Raw genomic sequence first — 17,190 nt, 5'->3', positions numbered from 1 at the left:
TCCTATGTCTGCTTAGCAATTTGAGTTATAATTTTTTAACGGTCAGTGGGTCGTGAATGTTTTGACTGATACTTAACATGGTTTGTCTGAGTACCGGATGTATTACTCCCGGCGCAATTTCGGCCAGTGGTTCCATTACAAATCTCCGGTTTTGCATATGCGGGTGTGGTACCTGGAGTTTATCGGGAATATCGATAATTTCATCGCCGAAAAGGATCAAATCGATATCAATCAGGCGTTCGCCCCATTTATCTTTTCTTACTCGCCCTAAATCCTGTTCAATGGCCAATGCCTGTGTTAAAACCTCTAAAGCGGTTAAACTGGTTCGTAATGCCACAGCCTGATTTAAAAAAGCAGGTTGGTCTGTTTTGCCCCAGGCAGCCGTTTCGTACAAAGCAGAAACTGATACAACCTCTCCCACCTTTTCGTTCAAAAGTGCAACTGCAAGCTGTAAATTTGCCTCCCGGTTTCCCAAATTTCCACCCAGTAACAAATAAGCCGTGCTGCACTCTAAAGCCTTATTAAGCATCATGTATTTTTATATCTTTACAGCACAAAACTAAAACATTTAAATGAGAGAATTCTTTAAGTATTTATTTGCCTCTATGTTGGGCTTTTTCTTATCGATGGTAATTATATTTATTATCTGCTTCGTAATTGTTGTGGGCGTAATTTCATCAATCGATAACGATAAAACCGTTATTGTATCCAACAATTCGGTACTGTTCTTAAATTTAGATCAGGCCATTACTGAACGTACTCCTAAAAATCCTTTCGGCAATTTGCCTATTGTGGGTGGCGAAGAAAAAGACGGCATTGGTTTAAACGATTTCCTTAAATCGGTACAAAGGGCTAAAACCGACGATAACATTAAATGTATTTACCTGAATGTAAGCAGCCCGAATGCTGGTTTTGCTACCCTGCGTGAGGTAAGAAATGCACTGATCGATTTCAAAAAATCGCATAAAAAGATTATTGCCTACAGCGAAGTATATACACAGGGTGCTTATTACCTTGCTTCGGTGGCAGATAAGGTATATTTAAACCCCGAAGGTGCTTTAGAATTTAAAGGCTTTAGCTCAGAACTCACTTTCTTTAAGGGAACTCTAGAAAAAGTTGGGGTAGAAATGCAGGTAATCCGTGTAGGAAATTATAAAAGTGCGGTAGAGCCGTTTATTTTGGATAAAATGAGCGACTACAACCGCAAGCAGGTTACTGCTTATGTGGGTGGCTTGTACAATACTTTTTTAACAGATATTGCGCAAAGCAGAAACATCCCGAAAGATAGCCTTTATAGCATTGCCGATAATTATAAGGTACAACAACCTCAGGATGCTGTTAATTTTAAAATGGTCGACGCTTTAAAATATAAAGATCAGATTTTAGAGGAATTAAAGGGCTTATCGGGACGTACACGTGGCGAAAACATCCGCACGGTTACCATTAACGATTATGCTAAAAACAATACCGATACAGGTACAGGCAAAGATAAAGTGGCTGTAATTTATGCCAATGGCGAAATTAATGGCGGCGAGGGTTCTGATAACCAGATTGGATCTGAACGTATTTCGAGGGCCATTAGAAAAGCACGCTTAGATGATGACATTAAAGCTGTTGTAATACGTGTAAACTCACCGGGAGGTAGCGCATTAGCTTCTGATGTGATTTGGAGAGAAATTGTGCTCACTAAAAAAGAAAAACCAGTTATTGCGTCGTTTGGCGATGTAGCCGCATCAGGTGGTTATTACATTGGTTGTGCTGCCGATAGTATCTTTGTACAGCCCAATACCATTACTGGTTCTATTGGTGTGTTTGGCATTATTCCGAATTTCCAAAACTTAATGACTAACAAGCTGGGAATTACTTTTGATGGCGTTAAAACCGGTAAATATGCCGATATTATGGCTACTAACAGACCAATGACCGCCGGAGAACGCTTTATTATCCAAAATGAGCTGAACAGGATTTACAGCGGTTTTGTGAGTCGGGTTGCCGATGGCCGTAAGAAAAGTAAGGCTTATATCGATAGCATTGGCGGTGGTCATGTTTGGATTGGAACCGATGCCGTTCAAATTGGTTTGGCCGATAGAATTGGCAGTTTTAACGATGCCATTAAAGCTGCTGCCAAAAAAGCAAAGCTTAAAGATTATAAGGTTGTAGAATACCCTGAGGTTATCGATCCGTGGAAATCGTTAATGGATGAAGGTACCGATAAGGTTAAAACTTACTATACCAAACAAGAACTTGGTGAAAACTATTACCTTTATCAGCAAATGAAAAAGGTAATCGCAAGCTCTGGTATCCAGGCCAGGATGCCATTTGAAGCAGTGATAAAATAATGATGTGAGATGGGGAATGTAAAACGGATGATGGGCTAAGGTTTTAAAAAAGGTACATGGTTGATAGCTCATGGCAAAATGGTTATCAACTATGATCTATCCACTATCCCCCATTCCACATCAACTGTCCTCCATCTTCCATTATACATACTACCCTTATTCCACTATTTTCCATTCGGGATGCAAAGTAAGATAAGTTGCATTAACAGCAACATTTTCTGGATGAACAGTTAAGGCTATACTTTTGCCTTTTAAAAACTCGAAACTGATTCCTCTTTTTTTCGAATCGTAAACCAATACGGTATCTTTTTGTGCATTCACGTAGCGGCTTACCTGCTTTAAATCCGGAAATTTTGATTGTAAGGCAGTTAGTGTGGTACCCAGCGAAAAACTATCGACGATTTTAAATTTATCAGAAGTAACTCTGATTTGTTTCACGTCTTTTACACGCATGCTGGTATCGCGGTAAGATGAGTAAACGGCAATTTCATTTCTTTGCCTCCCGGTCGAATCGTTTCCGTACCAAATTCCCCAGGCTTTACCCATGGCTGCATCACCAGCATCGGCCTTACCTAGTTTTTGGCCAACCTGTTCCATATCGGCGCCAATGGCAATTTCGCCAACCGAGCGGCCAGCCACAACCAAAAACCGTTCATCTGTAATTTGCCCTACCACTGTAGAAACATGGGTAAGCGAATCGTTCTGAACTGCCTGTTTACGGTTGGACGATTGGCAGCCTACTACACTTATACTTAGGGCCAAAAGGGCCATTTTTATCAATTTCATCCCTATTAAACAACACCCGGGCTAAATTGTGTTTATAAAATTAGCGCGGCTTGATCGTAATTTGAGGCATTATTTTCTAATTTTACAGCTTATGGAAAATAAAACCATCGCCCGTACTTTACGCCTTTTGTCGCAGTTAATGGAACTGCATGAAGAGAATCCTTTCAAGATCAAATCTATAGCAAATGCTTACTTCAAGGTAGATAAACTACCCTTTGCCTTAAAAGATAGGCCCATTGCAGAAATTGATAAAATTGACGGGATTGGTAAAGGACTGGCTTCCAAAATAATCGAATTGCTCGAAACCGGCGAACTGCAGGAGCTGAATGAAATTGTACAGCAAACACCAGATGGTGTGGTAGAAATGCTGGGGATTAAAGGCATTGGTCCGAAAAAGATCCTCATCATTTGGCGCGACCTGGGTATTGAAACCATTGGTGAATTGTATTACGCCTGCAACGAAAACCGCTTAATTGAAGCTAAAGGTTTTGGTTTAAAAACCCAGGAAGAAATTAAAAATGCCATCGAGTTTAAACTGGCAGCCAATGGAAGGTTTTTATATGCCCAGGTTGAGGGTTTCGCCCAAACCCTGTTTACGCAACTATCAGAATGGTTGGGGAAAACAGATAAAGATTCGCTTCTAGGCTTTGCTGGTCAGTACCGCCGCGCCTGCGAAATTATTGATGAACTTGAAATTGTAATTGGTGCACATGATCTGGAGGCAGTTAAACTCAACCTGCCAGCTTTTGAACCACTCACGCTAACCGAAGCTGAAAATGCTTTCGTTTGCACTACTGAGGCAGGTTTCAGAATAAAAATCCACGTGGTTGAAAAATCAGTTTTCTATTTACAATGGATTAAATTAACCGGAAATACCGAGCATGTAGATAAAGTTTTAAAATTAGCTGGCGAAGGGCCGTTTGCCAATGAGGAAGAAATTTATAGTAAGGCAGGTTTAGCTTTTATTGTACCCGAACTGCGCGAAGATTTCGACGAAATTGAGCTGGCTAAAGCCAATCAGCTTCCAACATTAATTCAGCACGAAGATTTGAAAGGCAGCTTGCACAACCACTCTACCTGGAGCGATGGCGTACATACACTGGAGCAAATGGCGGTTTATTGTAAAGATAACCTGAACCTGCAGTATCTGGGTATTTGTGACCACTCTAAAACTGCCGTTTATGCAAAGGGCTTAAACGAACAGCGTGTTTTTGCGCAGCACCAGGAAATTGATGAACTGAATAAAAAACTGGCTCCCTTTAAAATTTTTAAAGGTATTGAGAGCGATATCCTGAGCGATGGTTCTTTAGATTATCCGGATGAAATTTTAAAAACTTTCGATTTTGTTGTGGCCTCAGTACACAGCAATTTACGCATGGACGAAGCCAAGGCAACCGCCCGCTTGTTAAAAGCAATCGAAAACCCTTATACCACTATTTTAGGTCACCCAACAGGCCGGTTACTACTGAGCAGGGCCGGATATCCGATTGATTATAAAAAAATTATCGATGCCTGTGCGGCCAACAAAGTGGTTATCGAAATCAATGCTAACCCTTTACGTTTAGATTTAGACTGGCGCTGGCACCGTTATGCGCTCGAAAAAGGCGTTTTATTATCGGTAAATCCAGATGCACACCGCACCGAAGGTTTCCATGATATGCACTATGGTATTCTGGTTGCACGCAAAGGCGGTTTAAGTGCCGATAAATGTTTAAATGCTTTTTCTTTGGAAGAGATTACAGCGTATTTTGAAAATAAGAATGGTTAATGGAAAAACAGGGTCTGATTGATGTTGTTTCAACCCGTCAGGAAAAATCTGTGTAATCTTATAATCTGTGTAATCATCCCGTAAGGAATCTTTTAATATCTTTGCCCCATGATAAGTGAAATTGCCAACCGCATATTTAATGAAGTAATTACAGACTACCACAAGTTTGACAATATTGACCAACCGGTTGAAAACCCATACGATGCCGAAAGTTTAGAACATCTTTTTTACGTTAAAAACTGGATCGATACCGCACAATGGCACATGGAAGATGTAGTGCGCAATCCAAACATTGATCCTGTAGAAGGTTTAAGCTGGAAAAGACGCATTGATGCGCAAAACCAGGTGCGTACTGATATGGTAGAGTTTATAGATGGTTATTTCTTAAATCTTTATCAGGGTGTTTCGGCTCTGCCTGATGCAAAAATCAATACAGAAAGTCCGGCATGGGCAATTGACAGGCTTTCTATTCTGGCACTAAAAATTTATCACATGCAGGAAGAAGCTGAACGTGAAAGCGCATCGGCCGAGCACCGCGCCCAATGCCAAACCAAGCTTAATGTTTTGTTATCGCAACGTGAAGATTTATCAACCAGTATAGATGAATTATTGGCTGATATTGAGGCTGGTAAAAAATACATGAAAGTTTATAAGCAAATGAAAATGTACAACGACCCAAGTTTAAACCCGGTGTTGTATAATAAAGCATAATTCCTCTGAATCGTCATTGCGAGGCACGAAGCAATCCTACAACATTTGCTATTCAAAACCCATAGCATTAAGATTGCTTCGTGCCTCGCAATGACGGACAACGAATAAAAACTATGGCCGCAACCCAAAAAATTATCGTTTTACGTTTTTCGGCTATGGGCGATGTAGCCATGGTGGCCTCGGTGTTACACGAATTTGTAACACAAAATCCAGGCACTGAGCTGATCATGGTGAGCAGACTAGCGTTCAAGCCATTTTTTGCGGGTATTCCTAATCTCATTTTTCATGCGATTGAACCCAAAACCATTCACAAAGGAATTGGCGGCCTTTACAAGCTTTTTCAGGAACTTCGCAGCTATAAACCTGCTGCAATAGCCGATTTACACGATAATTTAAGAAGCCGGGTAATTTCCACCTTCTTTCGTTTAGCCGGCACTACAATTAAGCGCATTGACAAAGGAAGAGATGAGAAAAAAGCATTAACCCGCACTACAAACAAAATTTTTAAGCCATTAAGAAAAACAGTAGAGCGTTATGCCGATGTTTTTCGGGAGTTGGGTTTTGAACTTAAGCTCAGTCATCAGATTAACAGATCAGTACAAGACTTACCTGAAAAAGCAAAAGAATTATTTGCCGATCATGGTACAAAAAAAATCGGCATCTCTCCTTTTGCACAGCATATTTATAAAGTTTACGATTTGGCTAAAATGGAAAAATTAGTAGCCTCTCTGAGCAATCTGGGTTATCAGCTTTTTATTTTTGGCGGGGGTAAAACCGAGCAGGCAGTTGCCGGAGAATGGGCAAAAAAACACGCCAATACTCATAATTTAATTGGCAACTACAACCTTACCGAAGAACTGGCCATTATTTCGAACCTCGATTTAATGGTAAGCATGGATTCGTCTGGTATGCACATGGCTTCATTGGTTGGTGTGCCCGTTGTTTCTATTTGGGGACCAACGCATCCTTATGCTGGCTTCCTTGGCTATGGGCAATCGGAAAGCGATTGTATTCAGATCGATCACCCGGCCAGACCAAATTCCATTTACGGAAACAAACCCTGCCTTTGCGGTGTTGAAAACTGTATAGATTTAATCGAACCTGAAACAATTGTAAATAAAATTAAGGAGAAACTCAATGGCTAAGCAATTACTATTGGTCCGTCATGGAAAATCGGATTGGGGAAATTTAGACTTAAAAGATTTCGACCGGCCTTTAAACAAACGTGGAAAAGAAAATGCGCCAGAAATGGCCGAACGCCTGGTAAACAAAGGTTTTAGACCCGATTTATTGGTGAGCAGTCCTGCAAAAAGGGCAAAATCAACCGCCAAATACTTCGCCGAAGCTTATGGTTTTGACCAAATCCAATTCGAAGCAGCTATTTATGAAGCCAATACAACTGCCTTGCTTAAAGTGGTTAATGCATTGGATGATGCAGCCGATAAAGTGCTGATGTTTGGGCATAATCCGGGCTTTACCGATTTTGCGAACGAACTCTGCAATGCCGATATCTACAATATTCCAACAGCAGGTATGGTATTTATTACTTTCCCCTTTGATTCGTGGGAACTGGTAAGCCGCGGAACGGGGGAATTAATCTTTTTCGATTACCCTAAAAATACCGATGAAATTTAGGCAATACTTAGCCACGGATTCACAGATTAACACGGAAAATTATTTTGATTTATAACTCTTGACTTCAGTCGACACAATTGAGCATATTAAAATAATTTTATTACCTTTGAGTATATAAAAACGAAAGTCCGGCAATAGACATTTCGGTGAATTCATAACCTAAACTCTTCTGGTTATTTCATAATTCGTATCGCCGGAATATTTATCCATTAATTTATCTATACATGAGTTTTGATTATAATACTACACGTAGCCATTTAATTTTATCGGAATATGGCCGTAACGTACAAAATATGGTAAAGTATATCTGCGAATTACCAACCATTGAAGAACGTAATAAATATGCCCAGGCGGTTATCGACCTGATGGGATTCTTGCAACCGCATTTACGTGATGTTGCCGATTTTAAGCATAAACTTTGGGATCACCTGCACATTATTTCTGGTTATCAAATTGATGTAGATAGTCCTTATCCAAAGCCTTTGATCGAGAATGCCTATATTAAACCAGAGCCCCTGGCCTACCCGCAACAACGCATTACCTACAAACATTATGGTAAAACCGTTGAAAATTTAATTGAAAAAGCCATGCGAGAGGATAACCCTGAGATTAAAAAAGCCATGGTTCAGAGCATTGCCAATTTTATGAAAATGGCTTACGTTACCTGGAACAAGGATAATGTAAGCGACGATACCATTATTAAAGACCTAAGATACCTTTCTGGTGGTTTGCTTGAGCTTGAAGAAGGCGTAAATCTGGCCAAAGTAGAGTTCAGGGCTCAAAATCCGCGACAAAATAATAACAACAACAATAACCGCGGCAGAAGCAACAACAATAATAACAATGGCAAAAATCGCCAAAACAACAATAACAACAACCGTCAACGAAATAACAACAAACCTAAATATTAAAAGCACATTGTCTTGCTGGTTTCAGTATCTCCAAATCAGCTATTGAATTTATTCGGTATGACACATGAATTTAGTTAAAGAAGAAACATATATGAACGCATTTGAAATAACAGGCGGAATTAAATTAAAAGGCGAAATTACCCCCCAGGGAGCCAAGAACGAGGCTTTACAGATTTTATCGGCGGTGTTGCTTACCGAAAAAAAGGTAACCATTAGCAATATACCCGACATTAAAGATGTAAACAAACTGATTGAGCTACTGGGCGATTTAGGTGTTACAGTAGAGCGTATTGATAAGGATACCTATACTTTTGAGGCCAAAAACATAGATTTAAACTTTTTCGAATCGGAAACTTTTAAAGCTAAAGGTGGTGGTTTACGTGGTTCGATTATGATTGTTGGCCCGCTATTGGCCCGTTTTGGTAAAGCAGCAATCCCGAAACCAGGTGGCGATAAAATTGGTCGCAGAAGGTTGGATACACACTTTATCGGTTTTGAAAAATTAGGTGCCAAATTTGTTTACGACAGCAAAAAATCTTTCTTTAATGTTGATGCCACCAACTTACAAGGTGCCTACATACTGTTAGATGAAGCATCAGTAACCGGAACAGCAAACATTGTAATGGCAGCTGTTTTAGCTAAAGGTACTACCACCATTTACAATGCAGCCTGCGAACCTTATTTGCAGCAACTTTGCAAAATGCTTAACCGCATGGGCGCAAAAATTTCGGGCATTGGCTCTAACCTGCTTACCATTGAAGGTGTTGAAGTATTAGGCGGAACTGAGCACAGAATGCTACCTGATATGATCGAAATTGGTTCGTTTATCGGTATGGCGGCAATGACTGAATCAGAAATCACCATTAAAAATGTATGTTACGATGAGCTTGGTGTAATTCCAGAAGTTTTCAAAAAACTGGGTATTAAATTAGAGCGTCGTGGCGATGATATTTATGTTCCTTCGCAAAAGCACTACGAAATTGACACCTTTATCGATGGTTCTATTTTAACCATTGCCGATTCACCCTGGCCAGGTTTTACCCCTGATTTATTGAGTATCGTTTTGGTTGTAGCCACACAAGCTAAAGGAAACGTGCTAATTCACCAGAAAATGTTCGAAAGCCGTTTATTCTTTGTTGATAAACTGATTGATATGGGCGCACAAATCATCCTTTGCGATCCGCACCGTGCAACGGTTAACGGTATTGATAAGAAATACAAACTTCGCGGTATCAGCATGACTTCTCCTGATATCAGAGCAGGAGTTTCCTTATTAATTGCAGCTTTATCTGCAGAAGGAAAATCAACTATTTATAACATCGAGCAAATTGAACGCGGTTATCAGGATATCGATACCCGTTTACGTGCCTTAGGCGCGCAGATTAAGCGTGTAAATGCAGATGCACCTAGCCATTAAGGTTGAAGGTTTAAAGGTAGAGGGTAAAAGGTAAAACCCAAAGCCGATAATAGTGCTAATAAAAACGCCCAGGTAAAAATTAGCTGGGCGTTTTTTGTTGATTTTCGTCATTGCGACGCACGAAGCCTGCCTGCTGCAGGCAGGCAATCTTACAACGAACGGTATTCGAAAGCTAATGCATTAGGATTGCTTCGTACCTCGCAATGACGATCAATTTATCGGTCTGTGTCTCCACAGACAGAAACCGTTCTATCCAGAAATGGCATTTATAATATCATATTGCGTGATAATCTCAATTTTACCAGATTCATCCTCAACCAATACTGCAGAATTTTCTTTATTAATTAACGACGAAATTTTATCGATCGAAGTATTCAGATCAACAAAAGGAAAAGTAGCAGTCATAATTTCAGCAATAGGAGCAGATTTTAATCCCGGATTTTCAAGCAGGGCAGATAAAATATCGCTTTCAGCAATTTTACCCACAATCATTCCCTGTTGGGTAACCGGAATTTGTGAAATGTTCATCGATTTAATGGTATTGATTGCCTCTAACACCGATTTTTGAGCATCTAAGGTTACAATTTCTGTGCTTTCTTTCTTGGCCAGAATCGATTTAGCCGTAAGTTTTTCATCTTGTAAAAACCCGCGCTCGCGCAACCAGTCTTCGTTATACATTTTACCCATGTAGCGGCTTCCATGATCGTGGAAAATTACCACCACCACATCTTCGGGCTTTAATTTATCTTTTAACTGGATTAAGCCACCAATGGCAGCACCAGCAGAGTTACCCACAAAAATCCCCTCTTTACGGGCAATATCACGGGTCATTAATGCCGCATCTTTATCGGTAACCTTTTCAAACAGATCGATTACATCAAAATTAACGTTTGCCGGAAGAAAATCTTCGCCAATACCCTCAGTGATATAAGGATAGATTTCATCTTTATCAAAAATGCCGGTTTCTTTATATTTTTTGAAAACCGAACCATACGTATCGATTCCCCAAACCTGAATATCAGGATTTTTCTCTTTTAAATATTTCCCTGTTCCGGAAATGGTACCACCAGTACCAACACCAACCACCAGGTGAGTAATTTTACCCTCAGTCTGCTCCCATATTTCGGGACCAGTTTGTTCATAATGTGCCTGCGAGTTGGCTAAATTATCGTACTGGTTTGGTTTCCATGAATTAGGAACCTCGCGCTCCAAGCGCGAAGAAACTGAATAGTAAGAGCGTGGATCTTCTGGTTCTACGTTGGTAGGGCACACAATTACATCAGCTCCAAAAGCACGTAAAGCGTCAACCTTTTCTTTCGATTGTTTATCAGTTGTGGTAAAAATACATTTGTAACCTTTAATAATGGCTGCCATAGCCAGGCCCATCCCTGTATTTCCTGAAGTTCCTTCGATAATGGTGCCCCCTGGTTTTAGCTTACCACTTTTTTCAGCCTCCTCAATCATTTTAACCGCCATACGGTCTTTAATGGAGTTACCTGGATTGGTAGTTTCTATTTTGGCCAGAATTGTACCCGGAACATTCTTAGTAATTGTATTTAATTTTACCAATGGCGTATTGCCAATTGTTTCTAAAATATTATTGTACCACATGCTACAAAATTAAGCAAAGGCATTAAGTATTTTACAGACTAATACATATTTGAAACATAATTTTAAAAATTCAATTTTTAAAAAATTTAATTCCATAATCTATAATTATGATAGGCATTATAGATTGATTATTGGGCAAAACACAATATTGTCTGTTTAAAGCAGATCTGCTTACCTGCTTTATTTGAGATTTTTGGCAATGATCAGCGCTAATAAATCTGATAATATAGATGGAATAACAGAGCACCAAACCATAGAATAGGAACCTCCTTTTCGGAAAATTTAAAGCAGTTTATAAATTTTACCCGGCAAAGAAACAATATTCCCCTGCATTTCGAGTGTAAGAATAACAATGGCCAATTTGCTTTGCTGAATATTGGTTGCAAGGGACAACTCATCAATAGAGAGCTGCCCTTTTTGCAAAGCATCTACTACTTTTTGTTCGTTGGTGGTAAAGCCTAACTACAAAGTGGCTTGCACATGCGTTTTCTTTTCGGGCACCTCATTATCCCAACCCAAATAATACATCAGGTCTTTAGGGTGGTTAATTAACCCTGCACGGTTGGTTTTAATCAGGAAATTACATCCTTCAGAGTACACATCGTTGGTACGACCAGGGAAAGCATACACATCTTTATTGTAAGAATTGGCAATCTCGGCAGTGATTAGTGCACCTCCTTTAATTGATGCTTCTATTACCACTGTAACATCGGCAATGCCGGCAATAATGCGGTTACGCTGTGGGAAATTTTGCCTGTCGGGGTTGGTTAAAATAGGGAATTCGGAAAGCAGGCCTCCATTTAATACCATCTTTTGCGAAACGGCTTTATGTACCTGCGGGTAAAGCCGGTCTAAACCATGGCCCAACACACCAACAGTTGTGGTTTGATTGGCGATGCATTCTTTGTGTACAGCCACATCAATACCATAAGCCAGGCCGCTCACCACCAAAACATTATAAGGTGCCAGCACTTCACATAACTGCCTGCAGAGGTTGCGACCGTAATCTGTGGCATTTCTGGTGCCTACAATACTGATAATCCTTTGCTGGTTTAAATTGGCATTACCTTTAAAATACAGTAATATGGGCGCATCGAAACAATTCTTTAAACGTTTCGGGTAATTCGCTTCCGAAAAAAAAGTACTTCTATACCGTGCTTTTGTACGAAGGCAAGCTCCTGTTCGGCGCGTGATAATGCATCAGTAGCTAAAATAGCATCGACTGTTTTGGCACCAACACCTGGAATTTGCAGCAATTGTTTTTTAGATCCCGAAAATACCGCTTCGGCACTACCACAATAGCCCAAAAAATTTTTAGCCGTAACCGGCCCGATAGATTTAATAAAAGTTAAGGCAATTTGATGAAGTGTACTCATTATGTATAAGGTTAAATAAATGCGGGATGATTTATTTTCCTTATAGCAGCCTTAAAAATCAATATCAATTAAGCTTTTTAGCGGAATATGAATATTGTTTTTAAGCTGAATATAGTTATCTGTAACCGACCAAACTGTAGTATCTACCCTCTTCGGACCAATGGTGGTATTAAATGTAATTACAGCTTTCGATTTAAATTCGTTTCCAAGCCGTTGTGCTTCACCAAGCTTAGTTTTTAATTCACTGGTGTGATCTTCTTTTGCGTTGATGATATTTAAATAGCCGATATGTTCCTTTTCTACAATTTCTACTGACATGGTATCTCTTTAACGATTAATGTTAAACAAGCTTATCGATTTTTTCAAAAAAAAACAACCAAAATTTACTCCTTTTGTGTAATAATTTAAATTAAAAAAAAGCTGAAACCGGATTTTACCAGTTCAGCCTTTCAAAAAATATAGTTAATTACTTAAACCTCAGCTTTCTGGTTTCTACCATTCCTTTAAACCCATGATCGAGCTTTTCGTTGGCTGCATCAATTTGTTGTCTAACCGCACCAGAAGTACTGCTAAGTGTATTATCTTTAGCTAAAGCAGAAAAATTATTGTTTGCAGAATAGTATAAAGCCTGTGCCAGCATTTTTTCTGAAGGGTCTCCAAAATCTTTTGTTAAATCATCTGCAACATCTTTATCAACAGTCATACCTGCAAAATATTCACCTTGATCCAACTGGTTCTTGGTTTGAAACTGCGGGATGTACAAATCATTTTTATCAATCCGGATAGAGAAGAAACCTACTGGCTTGCCGTATGTTGTTTTGCCAATCAATTTCACATCCAACACCGGCTTTAAATTGTTAATTAATAGCTCACTGGCTGAGGCTGTGCTTCTGGTAACCAAAAAATAAACCCTGGTTAAACCGTTTAAAGCACCACGTTTGGCAAAAGTCTCCTGATTACCGGCCGCCATTGTTGGCTTATAAGAATAATCGGAATAAGAATACAGCCTGGTTACACCATCGTTGCCTTTGGCATAAAATTTCTGGTTCTGCAAAATCGTTGCGTTGCCATCCTGCATGGTTTTGGTCCAGTATGTAGTGTACATAATTTTACCATTTTGGGCAGGAGGTGCAATTAAATTAGTAAACAATTCGGAAGTAGCTACAGAACCACCGCCATTGTACCTTAAATCTACCACCAGCTCAGTAACCCCATCGGTTGTAAATTTTGTAAAAGCAGCATCCAAAGCTGTTGATGCATTGGTAGTAAAACTATTAAATACAATGTAACCAATCTTTTTTGCCCCAACCGTGTAGGTATTGCTAAACAAAACAGGATTGATATTGTAGCTGCCGCGGTTAATCACAACATCTTGTGAAGTTCCGCCTGGTTTTAAAAAGCTTAATGAAATTGACGGATTATCGCCAAATATTGAAGCATTTAAATTGGAAATATCGGTACTGCTCGATCGTGAAGTGCCACCGCCGTTAACTTTCGTAAGCTGGTAACCCCGCTTTAACCCTTGCTGATCTGCCGGAGAGCCTGGATAAACATAGGTTACCCTTAACAGATCGGAGGCATCAAAATTAGCAGAAAAACCATAATCTTCGCCAGCACCGCTTAGTTGGCTTGCTACAGATCCATCATCAATAAAAGAATATTTATCTTTCCCACCCGTACTTGGCAGCGCTTTAAATGCAGCTATTATGGCATTATTTGAGCTGTATTGCCTCGGGTTAAAAGTATCGTAATTGGGCATGCCCACATTCCAAAAATAGGTTTGCTTGGCATATAAAAAAATCGAATCTTTAGTTAGTAACGACCTATCTTTTGTTGGTGTTTGCAACAAGTTAGATTCAACAACAGCATCGGGCTCTGTTTTGCTTTTTTTACAAGAAACAGTGCAGCCAACCGCTACAATCAAAGCGCCCAAAAATACATTTTGTGAGAAAGATTTTCTAAACATATTTATTTGTAAATTTCTAGTGACACAATATACGGCAAATTAACTAATTTAGATTGTTCTTCATCAAAATTATTTGCACCAACAACTAACGCTTCATTTGGCGATAAATTATTGTCGTTTAGTATCTTCTGGAAAATTTCTGCTTTTGACTGGTTTAGTTCATCACTAAAATAAACGGTTAGGTATTGTTCCAAACCATTCCACTCGGTTTGCTTTATTTTGTTGAGCTGCTGTTCGGCATTTCCTGCTGTTACAATACATATTTTTTTACGGTCTACAACCAGTTCCTGCATAAACGACAGCATATTTTTATAAAGCAAGAGCTTTAAAGGCAGGCGCGCATTTTGATGTAACAAATCAAAATTGTACTTGTACTTGCTGTCTATGCCAAATTGTTTGGCTGTGTTTTCGAAAAGTTGTGTAGTACCTGCTCTTTCGTATTCAGCTCGCATAAACTCAATAATTGGTCCTGCCCCCTTTTGCTCGCTATATTCAATAAACTGTGCAAACAGGTAATAAACCTGTAACAGATAATCCTTTTCGGGAAAAAGTACATTATCGAGTTCGAAAATAACCAGCTGCTTATCTTTTATATGTTGATTAACATCCATATTATATTGTAAAAAGTTTTAATTCATCGTCTGCTACCTGATAACCAAATACGCCATTTAATTTTTCTTCAGTCCTGACAAAAATTTCCTTACCACTTGCAAAAACACATTCGCCACCTACAAAAACAGCGAAACTTTGAAATGTAGTTTGCTCGGGTCCCAAATATGCTGCTATAGAATCAGCATCGGGCAATAAAACCTGAATGCCATATTCGCCAAAAAGCACAGCCGATTTAGCCAATGGTTCAACCTCGTAACGGTGCAGTGGAATAATGCAATCGATACCCTCAGTAATGCAAAAATTCAATAAAATGTGCGCAATACTGTCTTGATTAAGTACGCCTAAAGAGGTGAAAGCATACTTTTCGGTAGCAATGGCTGCCACCTCGCCATAATCGGCAAGCAAAACAAAATGATTCGGAAATGCCTTCATCAGCTTCAAGGCTTTTGCGTTGTTTCCTCCGGTAATGAGTATTTTCAATGTTGAATAATGAATTGGTTAATGATTAAATTTTGAGTGAGAGAATTAGATAGTGATTGATTTTTTGAATAAAAGAATGTTTTTTGTATTTCTCCCAAAATCTTGCAATTCTTTAATCCTGGTTATACGATTAGCCCGTCTTTCATCATCACCACCCTGTCGCTTGTTTTTGCTAGATGTTCGTTATGCGTAACAATTACAAAGGTTTGTTGAAAGTTATCGCGCAAACTAACAAACAACTGGTGTAGGGCTGCAGCATTTTCAGAATCAAGATTACCCGAAGGTTCATCGGCCAATACAATTGATGGGTTATTAATCAGTGCCCTTGCGATGGCTACACGTTGCTGCTCGCCCCCCGATAATTGATTGGGCTTGTGATGTGCCCTATCCTTCAGTCCAAAAAGCTCAAGCAATTCCAGCGCTCTATTTTCGGCCTGTTTTTTATTTGTTTTGGCAATGAAAGCTGGAATACACACGTTTTCAAGCGCACTGAATTCGGGTAACAAATGGTGAAACTGAAATACAAAGCCAATGTTTTTATTGCGGAAAGTACTTAATAAATCGCCACTTAAACCGCTGATTACCGATCCTTTTAATTCAACAGCGCCCGAATCAGGTTTATCTAAAGTTCCTAAAATATGTAGTAAAGTACTTTTTCCGGCACCAGATGGCCCTATTATACTCACAATCTCTCCTTTTTGCACTTCAAAATTAACTCCCTTCAGGATCTGCAGATTTCCGTACGACTTTTTTATTCCAGTGGCTTTTAGCATGTGTCAAATTTAGTAAAAAAGCTTAAAGGCTAAAGCTGAAAGACCAAAGACCAAAGCGAAAAGACTCACTCGGGCTAACTTATCTCATCCTGATACTATCCATCCAAAAAAAATAAAATTTGCAATTATCATTTTCTTATTTAACTTTGAAAAACAAAGCACTTTTAAAATGAGCAACTCAGAAGAACAGCTAAATGCATTAAAAGATATCAGGCAAATGATGGATAGATCGTCGAGGTTTATTTCATTGAGTGGTTTATCTGGCGTTTTTGCCGGCGTTATTGCATTAATTGGTGCTTATTTTGCGCATGATGAGATTGACAAATTTGTAAATAAACGAGGTTATGGCTATGGTGTAAGCGGAGAAATGGACCTCGAATTTAACCTCATTAAGCTTGGTGTATTTGTTTTGGTGATTGCTTTGGCCGGTGGTATTTTATTTACTTACCGCAAAAGCCAGAAAAACAACTTGCCCATCTGGGATAAAACTTCGAAATCTTTACTGATTAATTTGTTTACACCCCTGGCTGCAGGTGGTCTATTCATTATTGCCCTACTCCTCAACCATCCAAATACCTATAGCATTATTGCGCCAACCTGTTTAATTTTTTACGGATTATCGCTAATCAATGCCAGTAAGTACACCTACAGCGATATCCGTTACCTGGGTTACTGCGAAGTTATTTTGGGCTTAGTATGCATGTTTTATATTGGCTACGGACTCTTTTTCTGGGCATTTGGTTTTGGCGTTTTACACATTATTTACGGATTGGTAATGTATTTTAAATACGAAAGAGGCCAATAA

Annotated in this window: 19 protein-coding genes; 8 read left to right on the top strand and 11 right to left on the bottom strand. The window is 39.3% G+C overall.

From position 1 onward, the window contains the following. Positions 1-25: 25 nt before the first annotated feature. Entirely contained in the window at positions 26-532 is a 507-nt protein-coding gene (gene folK / locus DBR40_RS10075; RefSeq protein ID WP_124559625.1) for a 2-amino-4-hydroxy-6-hydroxymethyldihydropteridine diphosphokinase, read from the bottom strand. A gap of 40 nt (positions 533-572) precedes the next feature. On the opposite strand from folK, the gene sppA reads away from it, so the two are divergent. Next, positions 573-2,339, top strand: a complete 1,767-nt coding sequence (gene sppA / locus DBR40_RS10070; RefSeq protein WP_124559624.1) for a signal peptide peptidase SppA — start codon at positions 573-575, stop codon at positions 2,337-2,339. A gap of 156 nt (positions 2,340-2,495) precedes the next feature. Here sppA and DBR40_RS10065 read toward each other — a convergent pair whose 3' ends face one another. Beyond that, positions 2,496-3,125, bottom strand: coding sequence for a hypothetical protein (locus DBR40_RS10065; RefSeq protein WP_124559623.1), 630 nt, complete (start codon positions 3,123-3,125; stop codon positions 2,496-2,498). Between the two features lie 91 nt (positions 3,126-3,216). Between DBR40_RS10065 and DBR40_RS10060 the strand changes: the two genes are divergently transcribed. The 6 genes from DBR40_RS10060 (at position 3,217) to murA (ending at position 9,567) form a co-directional block, all read left to right on the top strand. Beyond that, positions 3,217-4,893 carry a helix-hairpin-helix domain-containing protein gene (locus DBR40_RS10060; RefSeq protein WP_124559622.1) on the top strand — a complete coding sequence of 559 codons (1,677 nt, stop codon included), beginning with the start codon at positions 3,217-3,219 and terminating at the stop codon, positions 4,891-4,893. Positions 4,894-5,001: 108 nt separating this feature from the next. Continuing rightward, positions 5,002-5,604, top strand: coding sequence for a DUF4254 domain-containing protein (locus tag DBR40_RS10055; protein WP_124559621.1), 603 nt, complete (start codon positions 5,002-5,004; stop codon positions 5,602-5,604). A gap of 113 nt (positions 5,605-5,717) precedes the next feature. After that, entirely contained in the window at positions 5,718-6,749 is a 1,032-nt protein-coding gene (locus DBR40_RS10050; protein ID WP_124559620.1) for a glycosyltransferase family 9 protein, read from the top strand. Then, complete coding sequence (locus DBR40_RS10045) at positions 6,742-7,239, top strand: SixA phosphatase family protein (protein ID WP_124559619.1); 498 nt, start codon at positions 6,742-6,744, stop codon at positions 7,237-7,239. The genes DBR40_RS10050 and DBR40_RS10045 overlap by 8 nt, the downstream gene beginning before the upstream one ends. A 224-nt stretch (positions 7,240-7,463) precedes the next feature. After that, positions 7,464-8,150: a DUF4290 domain-containing protein gene (locus DBR40_RS10040; RefSeq protein ID WP_124559618.1), complete on the top strand. Its 687-nt coding sequence runs from the start codon at positions 7,464-7,466 to the stop codon at positions 8,148-8,150. A gap of 91 nt (positions 8,151-8,241) precedes the next feature. Further along, on the top strand, positions 8,242-9,567 hold the full coding sequence (gene murA / locus DBR40_RS10035; RefSeq protein WP_124559745.1) for a UDP-N-acetylglucosamine 1-carboxyvinyltransferase: 1,326 nt from the start codon (positions 8,242-8,244) through the stop codon (positions 9,565-9,567). Between the two features lie 249 nt (positions 9,568-9,816). Here the strand turns inward: murA and DBR40_RS10030 are convergent, their stop codons facing one another. The 9 genes from DBR40_RS10030 to DBR40_RS10000 all read right to left on the bottom strand — a co-directional run bounded on the left by DBR40_RS10030 (position 9,817) and on the right by DBR40_RS10000 (position 16,385). Next, positions 9,817-11,178, bottom strand: coding sequence for a pyridoxal-phosphate dependent enzyme (locus DBR40_RS10030; RefSeq protein ID WP_124559617.1), 1,362 nt, complete (start codon positions 11,176-11,178; stop codon positions 9,817-9,819). Positions 11,179-11,460: 282 nt separating this feature from the next. Continuing rightward, positions 11,461-11,571 carry a hypothetical protein gene (locus DBR40_RS27205; RefSeq protein WP_317125529.1) on the bottom strand — a complete coding sequence of 37 codons (111 nt, stop codon included), beginning with the start codon at positions 11,569-11,571 and terminating at the stop codon, positions 11,461-11,463. 69 nt (positions 11,572-11,640) lie between these two features. Next, complete coding sequence (dprA, locus tag DBR40_RS10025; protein WP_317125528.1) at positions 11,641-12,372, bottom strand: DNA-processing protein DprA; 732 nt, start codon at positions 12,370-12,372, stop codon at positions 11,641-11,643. After that, positions 12,285-12,554, bottom strand: coding sequence for a helix-hairpin-helix domain-containing protein (locus DBR40_RS27200; RefSeq protein WP_317125526.1), 270 nt, complete (start codon positions 12,552-12,554; stop codon positions 12,285-12,287). Before DBR40_RS27200 ends, dprA begins: the two co-directional genes overlap by 88 nt. Before the next feature lie 51 nt (positions 12,555-12,605). Continuing rightward, the gene (locus DBR40_RS10020) at positions 12,606-12,872 is read right to left on the bottom strand and encodes a hypothetical protein (protein ID WP_124559616.1); all 267 of its coding nucleotides are present in this window, start codon (positions 12,870-12,872) and stop codon (positions 12,606-12,608) included. A 148-nt stretch (positions 12,873-13,020) separates the two neighbouring features. Then, positions 13,021-14,520 carry a S41 family peptidase gene (locus tag DBR40_RS10015; RefSeq protein WP_124559615.1) on the bottom strand — a complete coding sequence of 500 codons (1,500 nt, stop codon included), beginning with the start codon at positions 14,518-14,520 and terminating at the stop codon, positions 13,021-13,023. 2 nt (positions 14,521-14,522) lie between these two features. Continuing rightward, positions 14,523-15,131 carry an HAD family hydrolase gene (locus DBR40_RS10010; RefSeq protein ID WP_124559614.1) on the bottom strand — a complete coding sequence of 203 codons (609 nt, stop codon included), beginning with the start codon at positions 15,129-15,131 and terminating at the stop codon, positions 14,523-14,525. Between the two features lies 1 nt (position 15,132). Beyond that, positions 15,133-15,612, bottom strand: coding sequence for a hypothetical protein (locus DBR40_RS10005; RefSeq protein ID WP_124559613.1), 480 nt, complete (start codon positions 15,610-15,612; stop codon positions 15,133-15,135). A 122-nt stretch (positions 15,613-15,734) separates the two neighbouring features. After that, complete coding sequence (locus tag DBR40_RS10000; protein ID WP_124559612.1) at positions 15,735-16,385, bottom strand: ABC transporter ATP-binding protein; 651 nt, start codon at positions 16,383-16,385, stop codon at positions 15,735-15,737. Between the two features lie 169 nt (positions 16,386-16,554). Here DBR40_RS10000 and DBR40_RS09995 point away from each other — a divergent pair, with 169 nt between their 5' ends. Next, complete coding sequence (locus DBR40_RS09995) at positions 16,555-17,190, top strand: hypothetical protein (RefSeq protein WP_124559611.1); 636 nt, start codon at positions 16,555-16,557, stop codon at positions 17,188-17,190.

It is taken from the genome of Pedobacter sp. KBW01, assembly GCF_003852395.1.
Classification (GTDB): Bacteria; Bacteroidota; Bacteroidia; order Sphingobacteriales; family Sphingobacteriaceae; genus Pedobacter.
Note: the sequence above shows the minus strand (reverse complement) of the source record. Positions and strands in the feature narration are given on the sequence as shown.